Source organism: Caballeronia cordobensis, from assembly GCF_001544575.2.
GTDB lineage: Bacteria > Pseudomonadota > Gammaproteobacteria > Burkholderiales > Burkholderiaceae > Caballeronia > Caballeronia cordobensis.
On record NZ_FCNY02000005.1, the window covers coordinates 403,661 to 425,607 of the forward strand.

Below are 21,947 nucleotides of genomic sequence, written 5' to 3' on the forward strand. Positions count from 1 at the left end.
GCGTCAGATCAGGGGAAGGATCGTCGCGCTGGCCTCGCTGTCTTCGGTGTACGGCATGAAGAGGATGGATTCGGGCGCGCCTTTGACGCGCGCATAGTAGGTTTCGTCCGGGCCGAGCCGGTTGCGCACCGCCCACGCCGTGAACTCGCGCTCGCCGACTTGCAGCGTCAGCCCTTCCTGCGCGTATTCGAGCACGGTTTTTTCCGGCAGCTTGCCGCGCGGGCCGACCGCCTGAAAATCGATCTTCGCGCCGCCGCCGTGCACGCCGAACACCACGCCGGTCCATTCGCCCTCGCGCGGTCCGAGCGCGAACCACTGGCCCAGCTGCTCCTCGCCGACCACTTCGAAGCGATGATCCTGCGGCTCGCCCGCCTTCGCGAGATTCGCGCGCGCGACGATCTTCGCCGGCCACGCCGGATGGTTTTCGACGAGCACGGTCGCATTGCCGAGCAGCGCCGGCATGGCATCGACGCCCGCCACGCCCGACAGCACGATCGGAAAGCCCAGGCCGCGCGCTTCGCGCAGGCTCGTTGCGAACACCGAGAGCCCGTAGCGCACGGACGGCTTCGCGAGTGCGGCATCGTCGGCGAGGATGAGCCAGAGATCGGCGCGCGCGGCGTTCAGCGCGTCGAGCCCGGCGCGCCACGCGAGCTTCTCGGGTTCATCGACCCAGAAATGGCCTTGCGTGGCGAGGCCGTAACGTTTGAGCAGTTGCGACAGCGCGGTGACGCGCGCGGCGTCCTTGTTCTTGTCGAACGCGGTGATCCAGACGGTTTTCATATCAGCGAATCCTTAGCTCATGACCATCACGACAGCCTGGCTCGGCGCCAGCACCGCGCCGACCATGTTGCCTTCGTTCTGCTGGGTCGGATCGGAGAGGCGCACGGCGGGCGCGCCTTCGAGCTTCACGGTGAGGCTGCCCATCATGAACTGGACCTTGCCCATCATCTTGCCCGACACCACGCCGCCCGCGAGCCCGGCCTCGTCGCCCGAAGTCAACGGAATCTCCGACGACTTCGTCAGCGCCGGCATGCCGCCGATCAGCACTTTGATGGTCGCCGGATTGCCCATCGGCGGCATGCCGATATTCGGATACGGAATCGGAATCGGCGGCGCGGGCGGCGCGGGCGTCTTGCATACGTCGGGCATCGCCATGCACTGGCCGCCCGCTTTGGTCACTGCGAACATGTCGGCTCCTATCCGAGATCGATCTTGTCGGCGTCGATCTTCACCTGGCCCTCGGCCAGAATCGTCGCGTGGCGCGCCGAGACGTGCATGCGTTCTTCCACCTGCATGCGCACGCGGCCGGCGCGCGTTTCGTCGGTATCGTCGATGAAGCGGACGCTGTCGCGCGCGCGCTGGATCAGACGCCCGACCGTGCTCGTCACCTGCTGCGCGACCGTGCTGATCGTGCCGAAACCGGCATGCAACTGCTGGATCGCCGCTTCGACGCGCTGAAACTTCATCTCGCCGCGCACGCCGGTCAGCGCGATGTCGGGTGCTTGCATCGTCAGGCTGCGCGACGCCTTCAGATCGACGCTCGCGGCCTCGACGCGCAACGCGCCGTCGTCCGTATGCAGCGCGACATCGCCGGGCAAGACGAGCGCCGCGCCGGAGCGCTGCGCGCGTGCGAGCACGGCCAGCACGTACGAGATCGCGTTCGGGCCGCCCGCGGCGATGAGCACGGTATCGCCGCACTCCGGCTCGATCAGGCAGCTTTCCGCGCGCAATGCCCGCAGCGGCGCGCCGCCGGCGGCGTCGAACAGAAACCAGCGATCGGCGCGGCCGGTCACGGTCGCGTAAGCGAGGTCGATGGCAGGATCGCCGCCGGGCCGGGCGATCGTGACGAGCGTGCGGTTCATGGCCGTATTTCCCTGGATGAGGTTCATGTCAGATGCGCGGCTGCCATTGCTCGGCGCGCGCGAGATCGGAATCGGTGCGGCGCGCGCGATCGAACGATGCGCCGCTCATTTGCGCGCCCGCTTCGACGAGCGCGTGAAGGTTCGCGCCGCTGAAATCGGCGCGCGTGCAATCGGCGGCGGAGAGATCGGCATGCGACAGATCGCAATACGTGAAGCGCGCGCTTTTCAGCGATGCGCGCGGCCACCTGCACGCGACGAGCACCGACTGGTTCCAGCGCGATTCGTCCGCGCGCGCCGCGTTGAAATTCGCTTCGCTCGCGTTGACCTTCTCGCAGACCGCGCCGCTCAGGTCGGCGCGCTCGAAGTCCGCGTTCAGCAGCGCCGCGAAGGTGGCGCGCACGCCGCGCAGCGACGCATCCTGCAAACGCGCGCCGATCAGGCTCGTGCGATCGAGCGCGAGGCCGGACAAGTCGGCCCGGACGAGCGTTGCGCCGTCGAGAATCGTCATCGTGAGATTGCAGGCGCGCAGGTCCTGGCCGCTCAGATCGCAGCCGCGCAAATACGCCTGCGCGAGCGATGCGCCCGCGAAGCGCGCAGTCTTCAGGTCCGCGCCGATCGCGGTGAAGCGTTGCAGGTTCGCGCCGCCGAAATCCGTTTCGGCGAAGAGGCAGCCGTGCGCATCGGCGCGCTCCAGGCACGCGTTCGCGAACGACGCGCCGCCGAAGTCGCAGCGGTCGAACGCCGCGAATGCGCCATTCGCCTGACGCAGGCTCGCGCCGGTGAAATCGACGTTCGCGAAGCGCGCCGTCCGCGCGTTCAGGCCGTCGAGTCTGGCGCGTGCAAGCGAGACGTCCTGCAAATCGGCATCGGCGAAATTGGCGCGTTCGAGATTCGCGTCCGCGAGCGCGACGTTGCGCAGCTGGCATCCGGACAGATCGATGCCGGCCAGATTCGCGCCGGACAGATCGGCGTTCGCGAGCGCGCGGGTCGCGGCGAGCGTGGCGCGCGCGTCGTCCGCGTTCATGCGCGCGCGGGTGGCGGAAGTCGTCGTGCTCATAAGACAGGCGGCCTGAATTGAAGAATCGTGCGATCGATGATCGAGCCTTCGAGACTCGCGATAGTCGGCTGCGTGCCGTCGAAGTCCACGCCGTACAGGTTCGCGTGACGCAGCCGCGCGCCCTTCAGGTTCGCCTGACGCAGCGAGCCGGTGAAGAGATTGACGGCGTCGAGATCCGCGCCGCTCAGGTCGGCCTTGTCGAAGCGCGCGCCCTTCGCCGAGGACGCACCGAAGCGCGCCGCCTGCGCCTGCGCATGGCTGAGATCCGCATGGTCGAGCAGCGCGCGCTCGAAGGCCGCGCGGCGCAGTTGCACGCCGTCCCACGCGGCGCGCACGAGGCGCGTGCGTGCGAAACGCGCGTCGTCGAACGACGTTTTCGCATCGGCGCGGGTGTGGCTCAGGTCGGCATCGGCGAACATGGCTTGCGAGGCGTCGGCGCCGTAGAACTCCGCCTGCGCGCAGGCGGACGCGGAGAAATCGCTGCCCGCGAGCCGGCTGCCGCTGAAGCTCGCCGCGACGAGGTCTGCGCCGTTGAACTTCGCGCCGCTCAGGTCGGCGTCGGTGAAACTGGCGCGCGCGGCGCGGCACGAAGATGCGTCGATGCCGGCGAGCTTGCCCTGATCGAAGATCGCGCCGCGCAAATCGGCATCGTTCAGTCTGGACGCCGACAAGTCCGCGCCCGTGAAGTCGCTATCGGCAAGCTGCGCGCCGCGCAAGTCGGCCTTCGCAAAGAGGCCCGCCGCCGCGCTCGATTTCGTGAACTGCGCGCGCTGCAGGTCGGACTCGCTGAAATCGGCCGCGCGCAGCAGCGCTTTCGTGAAGTTCGCGCCGGCGAGACGGCTGCCCGCGAACGAAGTCTTGTCGAGCACCGCGCCGGTGAAATCCGCGCCCGAGAGATCGAGCTTCGACAGATCGATGCCGATCAGGTCATAGCCCGCGAGACTTTTGCGCGCCGCATGAAACGCGATGACGTCCTCGCGCGTCAGCGCCACGTGCGCCGGTTCGACGGCCTCGATCTTCGGTGTGGAAAGCGTGGGAATCGCGGGCGCGTCGAGCTTCGGCGCGGCGGGAACCTTGAGCGCATCGAGCGGCAAAAGCGCGAGCGCGGCGGATTCGCCCGCGGGCAATGCGGGCAACGCGGCGGTGTCCATGCCCGGCTGCACATAGCGCAGCAGGTCCGCTTCGCTCAGGCCGTGCTGCTGCACGAGCGCGCGCGTCTGCGCGTTCAGGTCGTCGATCATCTTGCCGACTTCGGCGAAGGTGGGCGCGGGGCCTTCCGCGGGCGTCGTCATGTACTGGGCGACATCCGCGTCGCTCAGTTTGTACCGCGCCGCCAGCGCGCGCGTCTCTTCGTTCAGTTCCTCGACGATCTTGCCGAGATCGGATAGCTTCGGCGCGGGCTCGGCGGGAAGATCGGCGGCTTTCAGATACGGCGCGATATCGGCGTCGCTGAGCTGGTACTTCTGCATCAGCGCGCGCGTCTCGGCGTCGAGATCGCCGGCGAGCGCGTTCACTTGCGCGAGATGCGCGTCGATCTGCGCTGCCTGGTTCGCCGCCGCCGCACCTGCATCGGCAACGACGGGAATCGCGGCAGCCTTGACGGGCGCAACGGGCACGACGGGCGCAACCGAGACACCCTTCGCCTTCACCGCCGTCGCGATCTCGGCGCGAAACACATCGCGATAATGCTCGAACGCGAGCGGCGCGGCGCTCATCGGCTCCCAGACCGCCTTGACGTGCAGCATGTCGCTCGCGTCGCTGTCGGCGCTGCGCGCGAGGGCGCGGAACAGCACGATGCCGCATTCCAGCTCGGGAAAGAGCCATACCGTTTCGGCGCGCGTGTCGACTTCGCGCAGCGTGTCGCCTTCCGGCGTGCGCACGTTGACGAAGCAGCGCGCGCGCAATCCCGGCAACGCGCCCTGCTGCGCGCGCTGACGCGGATGCATGTTGTCGATCTCGAAGCGCTCGTCGCCCGAAAAGTAGCCCGGCAGGCGCTGGTCCTGCGCCGCCGTCATGAACCATTCGGGACGCGTGTCGTCCGGCAGATGCGGCCAGCCGCTTCTGAGCCAGCGATCGTCGCAGGTGCCGAGATAGCGCTGGCGCACAGGCGCGGCGCTGTCGAAGCCCCAGAAGCCCGCGGGCGTCGCGCGATCGCCGCGGCGCACGATGCGCGCCGTTTCGCTTTCGACGTTCGGCAGCGGAAACACGTCTTTCGCGACTTCGGCGTAGCCCTTGCCGCGCGGATTGTCCGCGCACGGCTCGCCGCCGAACGCGGTCGCCGGTTCGATCGGCATGCGCGCATACGGTATCGGCGCGGAAATGCGGCCGAGCGGGTCGAACTGGCGGTCGCCCGTGACGACGAGCGCTTTCGAGAGCGCGCCGATCTTCACGCGCACGCGCTGCTCCGCGATCCGCGCGCCTTCGGGCGCGCACGCCGCACCGTAGACCTTGAACTCGCCGGCGGGCTTCGGATAGCCCTCGTCGAGAATCGCGTCCTGACCGAGCGCCTGCATCGCGAGCGGCCACATGGCGTTTTCGGGGATGAGCGCCTCCGCGCCCGTCTTGCCGAAGCGAAAGCACGCCATCATGCCGATCGCGAGCGAATCGACGCGGGCGAGGCGCAGGCTGCGGTACAGCAGCGCCATGTCGGGCGGAGTGAGAATTTTCATCGCGTCATCCGAGGCGGATCACTTCGCCGGAAATGGCGATGGTCGGCGCATCCACGTTCACCTGAACGGCCGTGACCTCGACCTTGTTCGCCGACGTCATCGTGATGCCGACCGCGTCCATCAGCAGATCGCCGTTGCTCGTCAGATCGATGACGCTCGTCGCGTTGAACTGCACCGCCGAACTGTTGAGCTGCACGGACGTCGGCGCGACGGTCGCGCTGCTGTCGCCCGACGCGAGGCTGATGGTTTCACCCTTGACGCTCACGCTCGTCTCGCCGGTCATCAAGACGCTCATCGCGTCGACGACCACATCGTCGTTGCTGGTCAGATCGATCAGCGACTTGGCGTTGAGCGAGATCGTCGGCGCGTTGACCTCGACGAACGCAGGCGTGATCTGCACGTTGTTGACCGGCGCGGGCGCGGGCGAGGCCACCTTCACCGAGAGGTTGATGCCCGTGGTGTCCGCCTTGATTTCGCTCGCGTACGTGGCGGCGGCGTCGGCGGCGGCGAACGCCTTGGCGCCCGCATAGAGCAGCCCGTGCGCGATCGCCCCGCCGACGATGCCGCCCGCGACCATCGGGAACATGGTCTTGTAGCCGTCGCTGATCCACGGGCCGATCTTGCCCGCGCCGCCGTTGTCGTCGTCGGCCTTGCCGAGCATGCCGGCCGCGGCCGCCGCCGTCGCCAGATTCGCCGCGACGTTGAATGCCGTCGCGTACTGAATCTTCTTCTTGGCGGCGTCGAAGGCGAGTTTCGCCGCCGGGTCCTGGCCGCCGCTGATCGTCACGCTGTCGGTGCCCTTCAGCTTGTTCTGCTCCTTGAGGGAGAGCGAATCGCCGTCGTGGAGCGAAATGCTCTGGCCTTTCTTCCACGAAACATCCGACGTCCACGCGAAGCTCGTGCTCGCCGACATCGTGAAGCTGGTGCTGACGGCGGCGCTCGCCGTGAACCCCGGCCCGAGCGAAACCGTCGTGTTCGGTCCCACCGAATACTTGTTGCTCGCGCCGACCGTGATGCTTTCCGAGCTGCCCGCCGTGCTGCTCCACAGGCTGCCGCCGCCTTTCGGATCGGTCGAGCCGATGCCGATCGAGCTGTTGTGAAACGGCGAATGCAGCCAGATGGCTTCCTTGCCCGCGCTGTCGCCGAGATACAGGTGATTGCCGCCCGCCGTCTTGATCTCGTTGGCGTGCGCGTTGGTCTGCGTGACGATGTTCGCGTTCTCCGAATTCGCCAGGCTGCCGACGATCACCGGCTGGTCCGGATCGCCGTCGATGAACGACAGCAGCACTTCCGCATCTTTGTGCAGCGGGAAATGCATGCCGTGATCCGTGCCCGCGTAGGGCGTCGCCATGCGCAGCCGCGCCGAGCTTTTATTCGCGTTCTTGTCGGTCTTGTCGAACGGCAACTGCACCTTGTACTGGCCGTATTCGTCGAGCTCGGCGTACTGGCCGTCGCCTTCGCTGTCGATGGTCGCGTTCATCGTGCCCGCGACGCGCGGCTTCGCCGTCACGCGCTCGGGACGGAACTGCGTCGCGGCGGGAATCGCGCGGAAGCTGTTGCGATAGACGATCTCGCCGCCGCGCGCGCCGTCGCTGTACGGGCTCGACACGCCGTTCAGGAGCGCGCCCGCCTGCGAGCCTTCGTGATGCACTTCGGTCACGAGATAGCGGCCGTTGAAGTCATCGCGATAGTGCTGCGCGAGCGTGAAGAAATAGCCGCTGCGCAGGCCGAGCGCGGTGCCTTCGCCCGAATACGCCTTGCCGCCGCAGATCAGTTCCTGCGCGCGCAGCTTCGCGTAGCGGTCGCCTTCCTGCTGATCGCGAAAGTTTTCGCCGTAGAGCATGACTTCGCCGATGCCGGAATCGGACACCGTCGCGCGCGCCTTCAACTGCACCGCCGCCTTGCGATAGTTGTAGTCCTGCAGAACCACTTCATGCGGCAGCGGCTTTTGACGGCACACGAAATCGCGCACCGAATCGGCGGCGAGGCCGGTGTCGAGCGCATCGTCGGGACGGTAGGAGACGGGCAGCGCGTGCGCGTCGTGCATGATCTTGTCGTCGATCACGACGAGCTTGTCCGAGCCGCCCGAGTGGTCGAAGTAGTAGTAGATGCCTTCCTTCTCCAGCCAGCGCGACACGAAGTCCAGATACGTCTCCTGATACTGGCAGACGAACGTGCGCGGCCGGTACGTACCGGTCAGCTTGAACTCGTAGTCGGCGGAATTCAGGCGGCCGGTTTCGAGCACGCCGCGCACGGTGTCGGTGATCGGCCGCTCGTCCAGATAGACCTCGGAGATGCGAAAGAGCGACAGACGCCACAAACGCGGCACCAGCACGGCGCGATAGAACACGTAGCCGTCCGCGCGATGCAGTTGCTCGAACTCGGCGAGCACGCCGTGATACGGCGCGCGGATGCCGCCTTCCGGGCCGTAGATGGTGAACGACGCGCGATGGCTCAGCATCGTGTCGAAATCGATCGACGCATCGTCCGACACCAGCGTGAGGACGAAGCGGAACGGCTGCGAGATCGATTCGAAGCCCTCCATCTCGACGACCGCGAACTTGTCCGCGCCGAACGCTTCGGAGGTGAAATCGAAGCGCTTGTTGGCGAGCATGCGGTCGGCCAGTGAGTTCATGCTGATTCTCCGTACAGGTAATGCTCGTTATTCTTGCGGCGCTCAGTCACCGCTTGATTGCAATCGCGTTACGTTTGAAACATCACGCGCCGGGGAACGTTACGGCGAAATCGCCGCTGTCGTTCACGTCGAGCGCGACTTCGGGCAGCGCCGCGCCCTCGCCCATGCGCGTGAGAATTTCCTGCGACATCAGCGGCAGCACCGTGCCGCGCAAGATGAAGTCGATGTTGCGCGCGCCCGTTTCGACTTCCGTGCAGCGCGCGGCGATCTGCGCGACGACCGCATCGGTGTACGTGAAGCGCATCTTGTTGTTGTGCGCGACGCGCCGCACGATCTTGTCGAGCTTCAGGCGCACGATGCCCGCGAGCGCGTCGGTGGCGAGCGCGAAGTACGGAATCACGGTCATGCGCGCGAGCAGCGCGGGCTTGAAGTGATTCGAGAGAATCGGCCGCACGGCGGAAAGCAACATGGCGGCGTCGGGCTTGTCTTCGCCCGCGGTCATTTCGGTGATGACATCGGTCGCGAGATTCGAGGTCAGGAAAATCACCGTGTTCGAAAAGTCGATTTCCTTGCCTTCGCCGTCGGACAGCATGCCCTTGTCGAACACCTGATAGAACAGGTTCATCACGTCGAGATGCGCCTTTTCGACTTCATCGAGCAGCACGACCGAATACGGGCGCTGGCGCACCGCCTCGGTCAGCACGCCGCCTTCGCCGTAGCCGACGTATCCCGGCGGCGAGCCGATCAGCCGGCTCACGTTGTGCTTCTCCTGGAACTCGCTCATGTTGATGACGGTGGTCGATTTTTCATCGCCGAAAAGAATGTCCGCCACCGAGAGCGCCGTCTCCGTCTTGCCGACACCCGACGGCCCCGCGAGCAGGAACACGCCCATCGGCTGATCGGGGTCTTTCAGGCCCGACTTCGCGGTCTTGAGCACTTCGGCGATCTGCTCCATCGCGTGGTCCTGGCCACGGATGCGCGCCTTGAGCGTGTCGGCCATGCGCATCACGCTTTGCGCCTGATCGCGCAGCATCTTGCCGGCGGGAATGCCGGTCCAGTCCGAAATCACGCGCGCGACCACGTCCGGATCGACGTCGATGTGAACCAGCGGCTGGTCGCCCTGCGCGGCCTTGAACGAATCGGCCGCGGCGGCGATGTCCCGCGAGAGCGCCTGCAGCGTGTCTTCCGGCGCGCCGCTCGCCTTTGCTTCGTGACGCGCCGCGCGTGCATCGAGGAGCGCGCGGGCAGCGTCGCGCTGCTGTTGCCAGAAAGCGCGCAGCGCTTCGGCTTGCGCGTCGAGCTTCGGCAGTTCCGCGTCGATTTCCGCGAGACGCGCGAGATCGACCGGCTGCTGATTGTCCGCATCGCGCTCGAGGCCACCCTTCTCGCGCTGCAGCGCCTGAATGCGGCGCTCCGTGTTTTCGAGCACGTCGGGCTTCGCGCTTTGCAGCACCTTCACGCGCGCGCAGGCGGTATCGAGCAGATCGACGGCCTTGTCCGGCAACTGGCGGCCCATGATGTAGCGGCTCGACAGTTCCGCCGCCGCGACGATCGCGTCGTCGCGCAGCACGACCTTGTGCACGTCTTCGTATTTTTCCTTCAGGCCGCGCAGGATCAGCACGGCGGTGTCGAGATCGGGTTCGTCGAGCTTGACGAGCTGGAAGCGCCGCGCGAGCGCCGCGTCCTTTTCGAAGTACTTCTTGTACTCGGCCCACGTCGTCGCGGCGATGGTGCGCAACTCGCCGCGCGCGAGCGCGGGCTTCAGCAGATTGGCCGCGTCGGACGTGCCCGCCTGACCGCCCGCGCCGATCAGCGTATGCGCTTCGTCGATGAACAGAATGATCGGTTTCGCCGATGCCTTCACCTCGGTGATGACGCCCTTCAACCGGTTCTCGAACTCGCCCTTCACGCTCGCGCCGGCTTGCAGCAGGCCCATGTCGAGGCCGAGGATCGTCACGTCCTTGAGCGAATCGGGCACGTCGCCTTCGACCACGCGCAGCGCGAGACCTTCGACCACCGCCGTCTTGCCGACGCCCGGATCGCCGACGCAGATCGGATTGTTCTTGCGGCGGCGCGCGAGGATATCGACCATCTGGCGGATTTCGGCATCGCGGCCAAAGACGGGATCGAGCTTGCCGGCGCGCGCCTTCTCGGTGAAGTTTTCGCAGAACCGCGCGATCGCGCTGCCGTCGCCGCTCGCGGGCGCGGAGGCGTCGCCTTCGTTCTGTCCGATGGCTTCGCGCGTGGCGGCTTCGACGGAGCCGCCGCACACCGCGTCGAAGGAACGCAGCAGCGTTTCGCGATTGAGCGCGCGCAGCGGCGCGGCGTACTCGCCCGTCGCGTAATAGGTCGGGCGCGCGAGGAAGGCGAGCAGCACCGCGCCCGAACGGATGCGCGGCTCCTGCATGTCCACCGATGCGATCAGCCACGCGTCCTGCAGCAATTCGAGCAGGAGCGGCGAGAACGCGGGACGTCCGGCGTTGCCCGTCTTCATCTGTTCGAGCGAGAGATTGATCGAACGCTGCACCAGCGCCGCTTCCACGTCTTGCTGACGCAGCAGCAGCGCGATATCGGCCTGCTGCTCGCCGAACAGCTTGACGAGCATATGCTCGACGGTGATCTCGTAATGACCGCGCGAAACGCACAGCCCGACGCCGTCTTCCAGCGCCTGTTTGCAGAAGCCGTTGAGGCGGCCCACGAGGGGCTTCAGTTCGACCAGCAGCATGTTTGTGTTCCTCTTAGTCTTTCCAGCAACGGCCAGCAAATGGTTAGAGAGCGAATTTGACCCGGGTCGGCAACGCCGCCTCGCCGGGGTTGAGCCATGTATCGAAACCGAGCCGCGACCACGCGCCGCGACCCGTGCGCGCGGCCCCGGTTTCGTCGCGGCGCAGGCGCAGTTCCACTTCCACGTCGAGCGGATCGGTCAGATAAAACCGCGTGAAAAACGACAGACGCGCGTGCGCGCTTCCGCCCGGCAGCATCTGATGAAAAAGCGTGTGCGGAAGATCGGCGAATTCGATGCGGATCGCGCCTTCGTGGTCGTCGATCTCCGAGCCGAGCCACACGTCCTCGCCGAGGCGGCTTGGCTGCCGCCCGAGCTGCCAGCGCTGATCGGCGGGAATCGGCACCGCGCGCAGCACGCCGCATACGACCTCGACTCGCGCGGGCGCGAAGGCATCGGCGAGCAGCGTTTTCAGGCCGAGCGCCGAATGCGGACGCTGATTGAACAACCCCGCATAGCGCAGCAATTCGGCGCTGCCCGGCAGCAGATCGACGCGCAGATCGGGATCGTGCAGCCCGACGAACGCATACAACTGATTGAGCGACGCCTCGTGCCGGTCCTCGACGATGCGCTGCTCGACGCGGTATTTCGCCCACGCATCGAAGAGCAGCGGATACATCGCGTGATGCACGATGTCGAGAAAATCGCGCGTGACGTGATGGCCTTCGCGCTCTTCCTCGAAGAGATCTTCCGTGTAATACGTCGGCAGCGGCGACGCCACGCCGTACAGGCCGAAGAAATTCGCCGTGATGCGGTAGCCGCCTTCCGCCGTTTCCTCGATGCGGTCGATATCGTTCTCGGGAAAACCGAGCCCGAGCCGCGGGCGCACGCGCAGGTTCTCCTGATTCAGGCCCGTGTGCCGGTCGTAGAGACGCAGCAGGCGGATCGCCTGGAAGTAGGAGTACTTCTCACCATTGGTGAGAAGCAGCGCCTTTACAGCATCGGTTGTTGCCCGAGTCTCGGCGGCCATTTGAATACAGTCCCGGAAAGCGTGTCTTCGAGCTCGACGCGCGTATAGGCATTGATGCCGGCGTAATCGCCGAGGAAGCGTTCGAGCATGCAGCCGAACAGATACAGGTCGCCGATTCCGGCGTAATGGTCCTCACGGCAACGGATGCGGATCGACTGGCCGCGCTGCATTCCGCCGCGCCCGACGAGCCGCGTTTCGCGCGTGGCCGTGACATCGACGATGCCTTCGATGCGCCGCCGGTTCGACAGCTCCTGCCCTTGCCGCCCGTTGAAGACGTAGAGGCCGAGCAGCTTGCGAAGATTGTCGGCGTTCGCGAGCGAGAGCAGATTCAGCGAGACGTGCGAGAGCAGACACCACAGCAGTTCCTCGCCCGCGGGCGGGTCCTGCGCAGGCGTGATCGCGCGGATATTGGTGAAGCTCATCTGATCCGGCGACGTGCTCGTCGGCACGTTGATGTCGCCCGGCTTCAGGCCCTCCGGCAACGCGCGGTTCGTGCAGGTGACGCGGATCGACAGCGTTTCCGGCAGCGGCGTCTCGGAGGGCGGATAGTTGAGCGACAGATACACGTCGCTGCCGCGTTCGACGTTCGCGCTCTTGAGCGTCGTGCGATAGCTCAGTTGCGCGCCGCGTCCGTCGTGGCGGAACATCGAAAACGGCTGATAGAGGCGTTCCTGCGCGCGGCCCTGCTGATAGCCGAGCACCTGATCGACGGAATAAATCTGGTAATGGCGGCGGTCGCGGCCTTCCGGGTTCACGCGATATTCCGTCGCGCGATGATCGTGCGTGATCGGGTCCGCGACATGCGAGAACACGTTGATCGCCGGCACCACGTTGAGCATGAAACTGTTGCCATCGATCGCAGGCATCCAGTCGTGCAGCGCATCGAGCGTCATCACGATGCTGAAGCTCGAACCCTTCGCCTTCGCGGTCCAGGGCTTGAGGCCCGTGATATCCACGAAGAGAAACTTTTCCGGCTGCGTGAAGAATTCCTGGATCGTGCGATAGCCGGACAGCGCCTGGCTCGGATACGTGAGCAGATCGGCGTCGAAGCCGCTCGCGCGCAGATTCTTCGCGCCCAGCGAGAGACGCTCGCCGCCGCCGCTCGAAATGCGCACGTCGGTGACGTGATTCATCAGCAGCAACAGCAGCTTCGATGCATCGACATGGCCGCCGCTCAGAAAGAGGCGAATCGAGTCGCCGTTCCATTGCGCGATGCTCGCGCCGCCTTCCATCTCGAAGTCGATCATGAGCACGGGCGCCGCGCCCGCGTGACTCAGCAGGTTCACTTCGGCGATGGAGAGCGGCTCGACATCGAGATCGCATGTCGTGCGAAAGCGGCACGACGTGCCATCCACCGGCACCGATGCCAGCTCGGCGCCCGCGGCTACGCGCGCCGCCTGCGCACGCGGGCCTTTCGCGGCGAAGCTCACGAGCGTCGAGGCCGGCACGGGCCGCAGATAATGCGGAAACAGCAGATTGGTGAGTTCCTGAACGAACTCGGGAAACTGGTCGTCGAGTTTCTGGCGCGTGAGGCCCGTGAGAAACGCGACGCCTTCGAGCAGGCGTTCGACATCCGGATCGGCCGACGTGCCCGAGAGCATCGGCGCCATCGCGGGATTCGCGCGTGCGAACTCTCCGGCCAAGCCTTTCAGCTTGTTCAGCTCATCCTGATAGTATCGATTGAACATGCGAGAGCGAGTTTGACAGCGTGAAATCAGCCGACGCTGACGCGGCCATTCGCGCCCACGGTCGTCGATATGCGCAACGGAATCTCGCGATCGTCCACTTCGAGCGCGCCTTCGAGCGCGAAGCGGATCGAGAGCACGTCGGTTTCCTCGCGGTTGAGGGTCACGCGCGGCGACTTGATGCGCGGTTCGTAGCGCAAGACCATGCGGCGTATTTCCTCTTCGATCTCGCGCGTGGAACCCATCGCGGTGGTGCCGGCAAGGTTCGTGAAATCGGGCACGCCGAATTGCGGGTCGATCTGCACGCTGCCTTGCCGCGTGTTGAGCAGCCGGCTCAGGTGGGTCATCACCGAGTTGACGAGCACATCCACTTGCGTCTCGTTGGTGCGGGCTTCACCCGACCCCCAACTCGCGATTCGCTCCAGCAGCCGACGCTCTCTCACTTTGGCACCTGCTTACCGATGCTTCAGGACTTCGGCGCGAGCCACGAATCTTCGGCTTCGATGCCGTCCGGATCGAAGGTCCACGTGATCTTCTCGTACGTGAACGAGATGTCTTCCATGTGGCCCATCTGCTTGTTCTCCGGCGAGAGGCAGTTCGGCGTCCACGACTTCATGTTGGTCAGGATCGCGTTCGAGAGCTTCACGGTGTAGTACTTCTCTTCCGTGCCCTTCGGCGAGATGCGATAGAACTCGAGCGTGACGTTCTTCATCTGTTCGCCCGACGTGAGCGCCTGGAACAGCTTCGGCGACGACTTGTCGATTTCCTTCGTCAGCGTCATCGGAAGATGCACGCGCTTGCCGGTGGGCAGGCCCGTTTGCGGGCTCTTCGGAATTTCGATGGTGTGATCGACGGCCTGGACGAGAATTTTTCCTTCGTGACCCTGAACCTTGGTCGAGCCTTCGATCTTGCCTTGGTTCTGGCCTTCGAGAGTGAGGTAGCACGGCATCGGCATGATAAGTCCCCTGTTGGGTAGCAAACTATGGTTGGTTTCGGTTGATTCGCCGGGGCTTCTCGGCCCCGGCGGTTTCGCTCAGCGCTTGTGTGTGCTGCGCATGTTTCACATGTTGCGCGCGGCCCGTTACCGGCCGGTTTCAGTTTTTCCGCGCTGCGTTACAGATGAAACATGGACTGCATTACCGCGATTCGATGCTTACTTCTTGTCCAGCTTGCCAACCAGAGACAGCGTGAACGACGCGCCCATGTACTTGAAGTGCGGACGCACCTTCAGATCCACGCGATACCAGCCCGGATCGCCTTCGACATCGGCCACGACGATCTCCGCCTGACGCAGCGGGCGGCGGCTGCGCACGCCTTCGGCGGGGTTGTCCATGTCCGCGACGTACTGGCGAATCCAGGTGTTGAGTTCGCTTTCGAGATCGACGCGTTCTTTCCACGTGCCGATGTTCTCGCGCTGAATCACCTTGATGTAATGCGCAAGACGGCTCACGACGAACATGTACGGAAGCTGTGTGGAAAGCTTGTAGTTGAGCTCGGCTTCCTTGCCTTCCTTCGTGTTGCCGAAGAACTTCGGCTTTTGCGCTGAGTTCGCCGAGAAGAACGCGGCGTTGTCGCTGTTCTTGCGCATCGTCAGCGCGATGAAACCCTGCTCCGCAAGCTCGAACTCGCGGCGCTCGGAGATGAGCACCTCGGTCGGGATCTTGTTTTGCAGCTCGCCCATCGATTCGTACGTGTACACCGGCAGATCGCCGACCGTGCCGCCGCCTTGCGGCCCGATCACGTTGGCGCACCAGCGGTAATCGGCGAAGCTCGCGGTCAGGCGCGAAGCGAACGCGAAGGCCGCGTTGCCCCACAGGAACTGGCTGTTGCCGCCCGAGACGTCTTCCTTGTAGTTGAACTTCTTGGCCGGCACCGTATCCGCGCCGTAGGGCACGCGCAGCAGGAAGTGCGGCAGCGTGAGACCGACGTAGCGCGCATCTTCCGACTCGCGGAACGCATTCCACTTGACGAATTGCGGGCCTTCGAAAATCGACGACAGGTCTTTCAGGTTCGGCAACTGGTCGTAGGTATCGACGCCGAAGAAATGCGGGCCCGCCGCCGCGATGAACGGCGCGTGGCTCATCGCCGAAACGCTCGCCACGTTCTGCAGCAGCTTCACGTCCTGCGTGCCCGGCCCGAACTCGTAGTTCGCGACGATCGCGCCGAACGGCTGGCCGCCGAACTGGCCGTATTCAGCCGTATAGAGATTCTTGTAGAGACCCGACTTGGTGATGTCCGCGGCGTCTTCGAAATCTTCGAGCAGCTTGCCCTTGCTCACGCTGAGCAACTGAATCTTGACGTTCTCGCGGAAGTTCGTGCGGTCCACGAGGAACTTGAGCGAGCGCCATGCCGATTCCATCTTCTGGAAGTCGGCGTGATGCAGGATCGCATCGACCTGCGCGCACAGCTTCTGGTCGAGATCGGCGATCATGCTGTCGACCGTCGCCTGCGTGATGCGCTCGACCGCGTTCTGCGGCTCCAGCAGTTGCGAAATGAAGGCCTGAATGCCCTGACGCGTGATCGAATACGCTTCGTCGCCCGGCTTGATGCGCGCCGATTCGATCAGCGAGTCGAGCAGCGAGAGATTCGCATCGGACGCGGGCGCGGTTGCGGTTTCCTGTTGCTTTTCCATGTCGCTCATATCACTTGTCCTCGATGCCGAGTTCGCTCATCAGACGCGCGCGCACGCCTTCGTCTTCGATCAGCTCCTGAACGCGCTTGCGGAAATCCGGGATGTTGCCGAGCGGTCCCTTGAGCGCCTTGAGCGCGTCGCGCAGCGCGATCATCTGGCGCAGCTCGGGCACTTTCTCGACGATCGCGTCGGGCGAGAAATCGTCGACGGACTCGAACTTGAGGTTCATCGCGATCTGCGCTTCCGGGTCGGCGTTCGCGTCGAGGCGGTTCGGCACCGCGAGATCGAGCGAAAGCTTTTGCCCCTTGAGCACTTCGTTGAAGTTGTCCTTGTCGACGTTGACCGGCTTCATTTCTTCGATCGGCGTATCGTCGTCACGCAAGGTGAAGTCGCCGAGCACGAGCAATTTCAGCGGCAGTTCGACTTCCGCCTTGGCATCTCCGGTGGCCGGACGATACACAATATTGACCCGCTCCTTAGGAGCGACTGAACCGTCAGATGCCATGCCTACCCCCTAACCCAAAACCAAAAGTGTTGATAAAAAAATCAGCCGTTTCAGAGAACGTCGCAGCATGACGGCGCATGGGTTTTCGGGTGTGTGATTAGCACGGCCGTGCGCTTGCGGGCGGCCCCTATGCGATTGCATGCTGCTGGCGACACGGAACGATCTCACGCCGTATCGGCGCTCATTGCCGCGAAGAGAACGGGGTTCGGGGCTCTGTTCGTGCCTTAGGCGCACGCCCCCCGTGATACGCTGGCTTTCCTGTCGCTCAGGGCTTTAACGACCGCGTTTCGAAATTCTTGAAGCCCATTTGCGGCGATCCGGTTGCGGCAATGCATTCATGGACGCTTAAGCTTTTTCTTTGCCGGCCGTTAACGCTTCGGAACCCCGAAGCCAGGCGGCCAGCGACATCGCCATTGCGTGAGAGACCATTGTGGCAAACCAGTATGAAGTCCAGGGCGACGTGCTCGTCGTGAGCCTGGAAGGCGCGCTGAACAGCATGAACGCGGCGCAGGTCGAGGCCGAGGTTCAGCGCCGTCTCGATCAGGGCACGAACCAGTTGCTGTTCGATCTCGGCGCGCTCGGCTATATCTCCAGCGCGGGCTTGCGCGTCGTGCTGATCGCGGCGAAGCGCCTTCGGCAGTCCGCGGGACGGCTCGTGCTCTGCGGCATGCACGACCAGATCCGCGAAGCATTCGAAATCAGCGGATTTCTCAACATTCTCGACGTCGCCGATACGCGCGCCTGCGCGCTCGAGCGCTTCAACGAGGTGGCTTAGCGCCCATGTTTCATTCGTAACCTGCGCAGGGTTTTCTGAAACGCGGCGGTAACGGCTCGCGGCCAGAATTCATCCCATGCGCAGAACGAACTGCGCCAGACAACCGGAGAAAAAATCATGCCGATGCCGTGCTACCTCTCGCTCGAAGGCCAGAACCAAGGGAAGATCGAAGGCTCAACCAAGGTTCAGGGTCATGAAGGAAAGATCCTCGTTCAGGCCGTCGATCACACCATCGAAATTCCGAAGAGCCCGCAAACGGGCCTGCCCACCGGCAAGCGCGTGCATCAGGCGATGACGCTCACCAAGGAAATCGACAAGTCGTCGCCCAAGCTGTTCCAGGCGCTCACGTCCGGCGAGCAGATGAAGGATGTCACGCTGGAGTTTTATCGCATCTCGCCGAAAGGTACGGAAGAGAAGTACTACACGGTGAAGCTGTCGAATGCGATTCTGACCAACATGCAGTCGTGGACGCCGAATTGTCTCTCGCCCGAGAACAAGCAGATGGGGCACATGGAAGATGTGTCGTTCACGTACGAGAAGATTACTTGGACGTATGAGCCGGATGGGATCGAGGCCGAGGATTCGTGGTTGGCGCCGAAGTCTTGATCGAGTGGTGAAGTGGGAGAGAGGCCGCCTCGTGCTTGAATGCGCGAGGCGGTTTTTTTGTTTGGGCGAGATGGAAGATGGCAGCGGCGTCCCGAAGCTCCTGCTGACGCAGCTTCAGAAAAGGAACTATTCCGAATAGAAGCCCGAGCCCACCAAACCTGGAACTCCGTCAATCTTGACTGCCTTCACATAGGTCCATTTATGCGACGGCTCAGTCTGTCCCGGTCTGAGGAACATGTAGTCGACCCAGCCCGATCCCGTTGTTTCAGCCGTCTGGATCATTGCGTCATGAAACAGCTTGCCGTTGGTATCTTTCTGGCCGTGGACGTTAGTCCCTTCCCGTGCGGGGAAGGCCGGGTTCAGCAGGACATTCGCGTTCAGATCGTAAGCGAACAGATAGGTGTCGCCATGGAACCACTCACTGCCTTTGATTCTGAACTCGGAAAACGCGGCTTTGCCTTTGCTGGCTATCAATGCGGCGGCCTTGTCGACCAGGGCTTTGGTTTGTTTTGCTGTGTCGGACGTTGGCGGAGATGACTGAGAGAACGCCGGTAATGCGGGGCAGAAGAATCCAGCCAGCAACACGATGCCGGTAAAGAGGGCTTTGCCGTTCATTGCACGATCTCCCACCATTGACTTCAGCGCGGCACCGAAGGACAGCGTGTTGTAGAGATGCACCTTCCCGCCTGCAGAAGACTAGTCCACGAACCTTAGATCGCCCAAAACAGTTTTGCCGGCCGAGCGAGCCGACGAGGCGCGACCGGGGGCCACCAGCAGCCACTTGTCTTTTTTTTTAGACGAGCGCATGATGCGTCTTTAAGTGCGGAGGAAAGGCAAATGAATCTTCAGCTCGCAGGCGCTTGGTTAGAGCGCGAACACGTCGGTTTTTCTGATATCCAGCGTTTTGCCACTCAATGCCGCGACGGCGCCCGAAGCGCCGGACGAGAGTCGGCAGCGCTCGTCCTGCTCGGTGGAAGAGCCGCAGCATTTTCTGAACGCTACGAAGGCGTCGCCGTGTCTACCGATGTCGTCGACGAGTTCCTGGCGGATCTGCGCAAGGAAACTCAAGTCTTGCTGGACGCAAGCAAGAGCGGCGACGACAGCTTCCTTTCCGCGCTAAACGCGTTTGCGACGCGCATCGCACCGGATCTGGTGTAACTCGTTGAGCCGGCGGTCCTTGCTTGAATAAAAGGACCGTCAGTTTTTGTCGAGAAGACCACGCAAGACCTTCGCGCCATCTCGCCCTTTCGCGGCACCCGCCCATAGACGTTCAATCAATCTCCGATACATCGCTACTGCATCAGGCGATGTAGTAATCGAGGCAATGCCTGCTCGCACGTTCGGCAGTTCGCCAAGACGAAATGGGGAAACCGCGACGTGCACAGCCGCGGGCTCCTCGAAGATCTGGAAGTTTTCGCTAGGCACATGATCGAGCACGATGCCCACTTGAACCCCGATGGGATCGCTCTCCAGTACTTCGATCATGTGCGCGACTTCGGTACGCGCCGCCAGTTTCCGCTCAAGCTGAATACCCGCTGGCAGACCCAATCGGCCAACGAGTCCGTGATGCAGAAATTGCTCGAGCTGTCGCACACCGATCAGGCTCAGGATGCTCGGTCTGCTGTCTTCGTAGTACTTGCGGCGAGCGGCCAGAATCTTGAGTACTTCGTTGTTCAGTCGCTTCGAGCCGTCGCCCGTCAATGCATCCGGAACGCTTTCTTCGAGCATTGCCCGAAGGTATTTCGGATAAGCGTCGGACGTGAGGAGGAAGGATATCGGGTCGAAGTTTGCAAGGACGCGCTTCGAACGCGCTTCGAGCTGACGCATCCGCTCGAAGTAGCTGACCGCGGAGTCGTGATACTCCGACTCGACGCCAAGCAGGTTCGGCAGCGTCACACCCAATAGCGAGGCAAGTTTCTCCAAGGTCTCGATCTTGACGATCTCGCCGCGTTCGAGGTTGTACACAGCGGCCCTCGAGATCGACAAACGCTCACCGACATCCTCCGAGCGAAGCTCCTTGGCGAGCCGGTACGCCCGAAGACGTTCGCCAATCGCCTTGAAGTCGAATGTCGGCGTCGTTTTGGGAATCTCCGCGGTGCCGGCCACTTTACATCCTCTCGTATAAAAATTTAAACCGATTATACGCACGTATCAATTCAAACGTACGGGCGTCTGCGCTGGCTCCAAGTACGACCTCCTGACGTAGCGCCCAAAGGGTTTTCACCTACCAAATTCACGTTGCGGGGCCACGGCAAAGAGCGTAGTCTAAATATTTAGACGATCAAGCGTTTCAAAGAAAGCGCGCTTCATCTCACGCAGTCCGCAACTTCGCGCAGCGCAACGATTCACCGCAAAATTGCAGGGCTCATCTCGCTGTTCTTGCCGAGAGTCGAGCTTTGTCGAAGGGGTCGTCTAATTTTTTGTACGGTTCACTTAAACGGCAGCGGCAGTCGTGGTTGTAGATCTTGAGCTACCACTGGAGGAACGAATGGAAGCAAATGTAAAGGCGCCGGCAACGCATGCAGCGGTCGATTCCGCCGGTTCGGATCGACTGAGCAAGTATGCGTGGAAAGCCCTGGCCGGCTCCGCCATCGGTTATGCGATGGATGGCTTTGACCTGCTGATCCTGGGGTTCATGCTCCCGGCCATTGCGCTTGAGTTGCATCTGACCACCCAGCAGTCGGGCGCTCTGGTCACGTGGACACTCATCGGGGCGGTCGCAGGCGGGATCATCTTCGGCGCGCTCAGCGATCGTTTTGGCCGCATTCGGGTCCTGACGTGGACGATCGTCGTGTTTGCGCTCTTCACGGGACTGTGCGCATTCGCGCAAGGCTTCTGGGATCTGCTCGCGTTTCGCACGATCGCCGGGATCGGTCTCGGCGGCGAGTTCGGGATCGGGATGGCGCTCGCTGCCGAAGCGTGGCCGGCGAAGCATCGCGCACGCGTTTCCTCGTATGTTGCGCTGGGTTGGCAAACAGGCGTGCTGGCCGCGTCGCTTCTGACGCCCCTGCTCCTTCCGCATATCGGCTGGCGCGGCATGTTCCTGTTGGGCGTGGCACCGGCACTGGTCGCGTGGGTCGTGCGGAACAAGCTCCACGAACCCGAAGTCTTTGTCCGAGCGACGACTCAAGAGAAGAAGCCCAATGCATTCCGCATGCTCGTAAAAGACGGGCGCACCACACGGATCAGCGTGGGCATCGTGATTCTCTGCGCGGTCCAGAACTTCGGCTACTACGGCATCATGATCTGGCTGCCGACGTATCTGGCGAAGACGCTGGGTTTCGGCCTCACCAAATCGGCCTTGTGGACCTCTGTCACGATCGTTGGAATGATGGTTGGGGTCTATGTCTTCGGTCAGTTAGCCGATCGCATCGGACGCAAGCCGACGTTCCTCATCTTCCAGGCGGGCGCGGTGGGGATGGTTATCGCGTACTCGACGTTGAGCGACCCCGCCGTCATGCTGTGGGCCGGTGCGCTGATGGGGATGTTCGTCAACGGAATGATCGGTGGCTACGGCGCGCTCATCTCCGAGGCATACCCGACTGCTGCGCGGGCAACGGCACAAAACACGCTATTCAACATTGGACGCGCCGTCGGCGGATTCGGTCCGATCGTCGTCGGGAGTCTGGCGGCAACGTATTCATTCCAGGCAGCCATCGCGCTCCTCGCAAGCATCTATGTCATCGACATGGTTGCGACGATCTTCCTTGTGCCAGAACTAAAGGGCAAGGAACTCGAATAAGCCGTCTTCACGCGGGACCCACACATC

At 63.5% G+C, this 21,947-nt stretch carries 19 protein-coding genes; 4 read left to right on the plus strand and 15 right to left on the minus strand.

Annotated features, from left to right (window positions below; all coding sequences use genetic code 11):
* Window positions 1-3: 3 nt before the first annotated feature.
* The 13 genes from AWB70_RS12560 to tssB all read right to left on the minus strand — a co-directional run bounded on the left by AWB70_RS12560 (window position 4) and on the right by tssB (window position 16,797).
* On the minus strand, window positions 4-780 hold the full coding sequence (locus AWB70_RS12560) for a hypothetical protein (RefSeq protein ID WP_045457866.1): 777 nt from the start codon (window positions 778-780) through the stop codon (window positions 4-6).
* Window positions 781-792: 12 nt separating this feature from the next.
* On the minus strand, window positions 793-1,188 hold the full coding sequence (locus AWB70_RS12565; RefSeq protein ID WP_014192986.1) for a DUF4150 domain-containing protein: 396 nt from the start codon (window positions 1,186-1,188) through the stop codon (window positions 793-795).
* An 8-nt stretch (window positions 1,189-1,196) separates the two neighbouring features.
* Window positions 1,197-1,889, minus strand: coding sequence for a DUF3540 domain-containing protein (locus tag AWB70_RS12570; protein WP_235024223.1), 693 nt, complete (start codon window positions 1,887-1,889; stop codon window positions 1,197-1,199).
* Window position 1,890: 1 nt separating this feature from the next.
* On the minus strand, window positions 1,891-2,919 hold the full coding sequence (locus AWB70_RS12575; protein ID WP_235024224.1) for a pentapeptide repeat-containing protein: 1,029 nt from the start codon (window positions 2,917-2,919) through the stop codon (window positions 1,891-1,893).
* Complete coding sequence (locus AWB70_RS12580; RefSeq protein WP_060854093.1) at window positions 2,916-5,588, minus strand: DUF2169 family type VI secretion system accessory protein; 2,673 nt, start codon at window positions 5,586-5,588, stop codon at window positions 2,916-2,918. Before AWB70_RS12580 ends, AWB70_RS12575 begins: the two co-directional genes overlap by 4 nt.
* Window positions 5,589-5,592: 4 nt before the next feature.
* Complete coding sequence (locus AWB70_RS12585) at window positions 5,593-8,223, minus strand: type VI secretion system Vgr family protein (RefSeq protein ID WP_053570017.1); 2,631 nt, start codon at window positions 8,221-8,223, stop codon at window positions 5,593-5,595.
* 82 nt (window positions 8,224-8,305) lie between these two features.
* Window positions 8,306-10,948, minus strand: coding sequence for a type VI secretion system ATPase TssH (gene tssH / locus AWB70_RS12590; protein WP_053570016.1), 2,643 nt, complete (start codon window positions 10,946-10,948; stop codon window positions 8,306-8,308).
* Between the two features lie 43 nt (window positions 10,949-10,991).
* Window positions 10,992-11,975, minus strand: a complete 984-nt coding sequence (gene tssG, locus AWB70_RS12595) for a type VI secretion system baseplate subunit TssG (protein WP_053570015.1) — start codon at window positions 11,973-11,975, stop codon at window positions 10,992-10,994.
* On the minus strand, window positions 11,939-13,663 hold the full coding sequence (tssF, locus tag AWB70_RS12600; RefSeq protein ID WP_014192979.1) for a type VI secretion system baseplate subunit TssF: 1,725 nt from the start codon (window positions 13,661-13,663) through the stop codon (window positions 11,939-11,941). Before tssF ends, tssG begins: the two co-directional genes overlap by 37 nt.
* Window positions 13,664-13,689: 26 nt before the next feature.
* Window positions 13,690-14,103 (minus strand): type VI secretion system baseplate subunit TssE, encoded by a 414-nt coding sequence (gene tssE, locus AWB70_RS12605; RefSeq protein WP_167351007.1) that lies wholly within the window; start codon window positions 14,101-14,103, stop codon window positions 13,690-13,692.
* A gap of 23 nt (window positions 14,104-14,126) precedes the next feature.
* Entirely contained in the window at window positions 14,127-14,615 is a 489-nt protein-coding gene (locus tag AWB70_RS12610; RefSeq protein ID WP_014192977.1) for an Hcp family type VI secretion system effector, read from the minus strand.
* Window positions 14,616-14,813: 198 nt separating this feature from the next.
* A complete protein-coding gene (gene tssC / locus AWB70_RS12615; protein ID WP_014192976.1) occupies window positions 14,814-16,301 on the minus strand; it encodes a type VI secretion system contractile sheath large subunit in 1,488 nt (495 codons plus the stop codon).
* A gap of 1 nt (window position 16,302) precedes the next feature.
* Window positions 16,303-16,797 (minus strand): type VI secretion system contractile sheath small subunit, encoded by a 495-nt coding sequence (tssB, locus tag AWB70_RS12620; RefSeq protein ID WP_014192975.1) that lies wholly within the window; start codon window positions 16,795-16,797, stop codon window positions 16,303-16,305.
* Between the two features lie 430 nt (window positions 16,798-17,227).
* Between tssB and AWB70_RS12625 the strand changes: the two genes are divergently transcribed.
* Both AWB70_RS12625 and AWB70_RS12630 read left to right on the plus strand, forming a co-directional pair.
* A complete protein-coding gene (locus AWB70_RS12625) occupies window positions 17,228-17,572 on the plus strand; it encodes an STAS domain-containing protein (protein ID WP_053570014.1) in 345 nt (114 codons plus the stop codon).
* A gap of 117 nt (window positions 17,573-17,689) precedes the next feature.
* Window positions 17,690-18,178, plus strand: coding sequence for an Hcp family type VI secretion system effector (locus tag AWB70_RS12630; protein ID WP_014192973.1), 489 nt, complete (start codon window positions 17,690-17,692; stop codon window positions 18,176-18,178).
* Between the two features lie 126 nt (window positions 18,179-18,304).
* On the opposite strand, the gene AWB70_RS12635 is transcribed toward AWB70_RS12630, so the two are convergent.
* Window positions 18,305-18,856, minus strand: a complete 552-nt coding sequence (locus tag AWB70_RS12635) for a cache domain-containing protein (protein ID WP_235024225.1) — start codon at window positions 18,854-18,856, stop codon at window positions 18,305-18,307.
* A gap of 159 nt (window positions 18,857-19,015) precedes the next feature.
* Between AWB70_RS12635 and AWB70_RS12640 the strand changes: the two genes are divergently transcribed.
* Window positions 19,016-19,336, plus strand: a complete 321-nt coding sequence (locus AWB70_RS12640; protein WP_053570012.1) for a hypothetical protein — start codon at window positions 19,016-19,018, stop codon at window positions 19,334-19,336.
* A 39-nt stretch (window positions 19,337-19,375) separates the two neighbouring features.
* Here the strand turns inward: AWB70_RS12640 and AWB70_RS12645 are convergent, their stop codons facing one another.
* A complete protein-coding gene (locus AWB70_RS12645; RefSeq protein WP_014192971.1) occupies window positions 19,376-20,284 on the minus strand; it encodes a helix-turn-helix domain-containing protein in 909 nt (302 codons plus the stop codon).
* Window positions 20,285-20,666: 382 nt separating this feature from the next.
* Here AWB70_RS12645 and AWB70_RS12650 point away from each other — a divergent pair, with 382 nt between their 5' ends.
* Window positions 20,667-21,920: an MFS transporter gene (locus tag AWB70_RS12650; RefSeq protein ID WP_053570011.1), complete on the plus strand. Its 1,254-nt coding sequence runs from the start codon at window positions 20,667-20,669 to the stop codon at window positions 21,918-21,920.
* Window positions 21,921-21,947 lie beyond the last annotated feature (27 nt).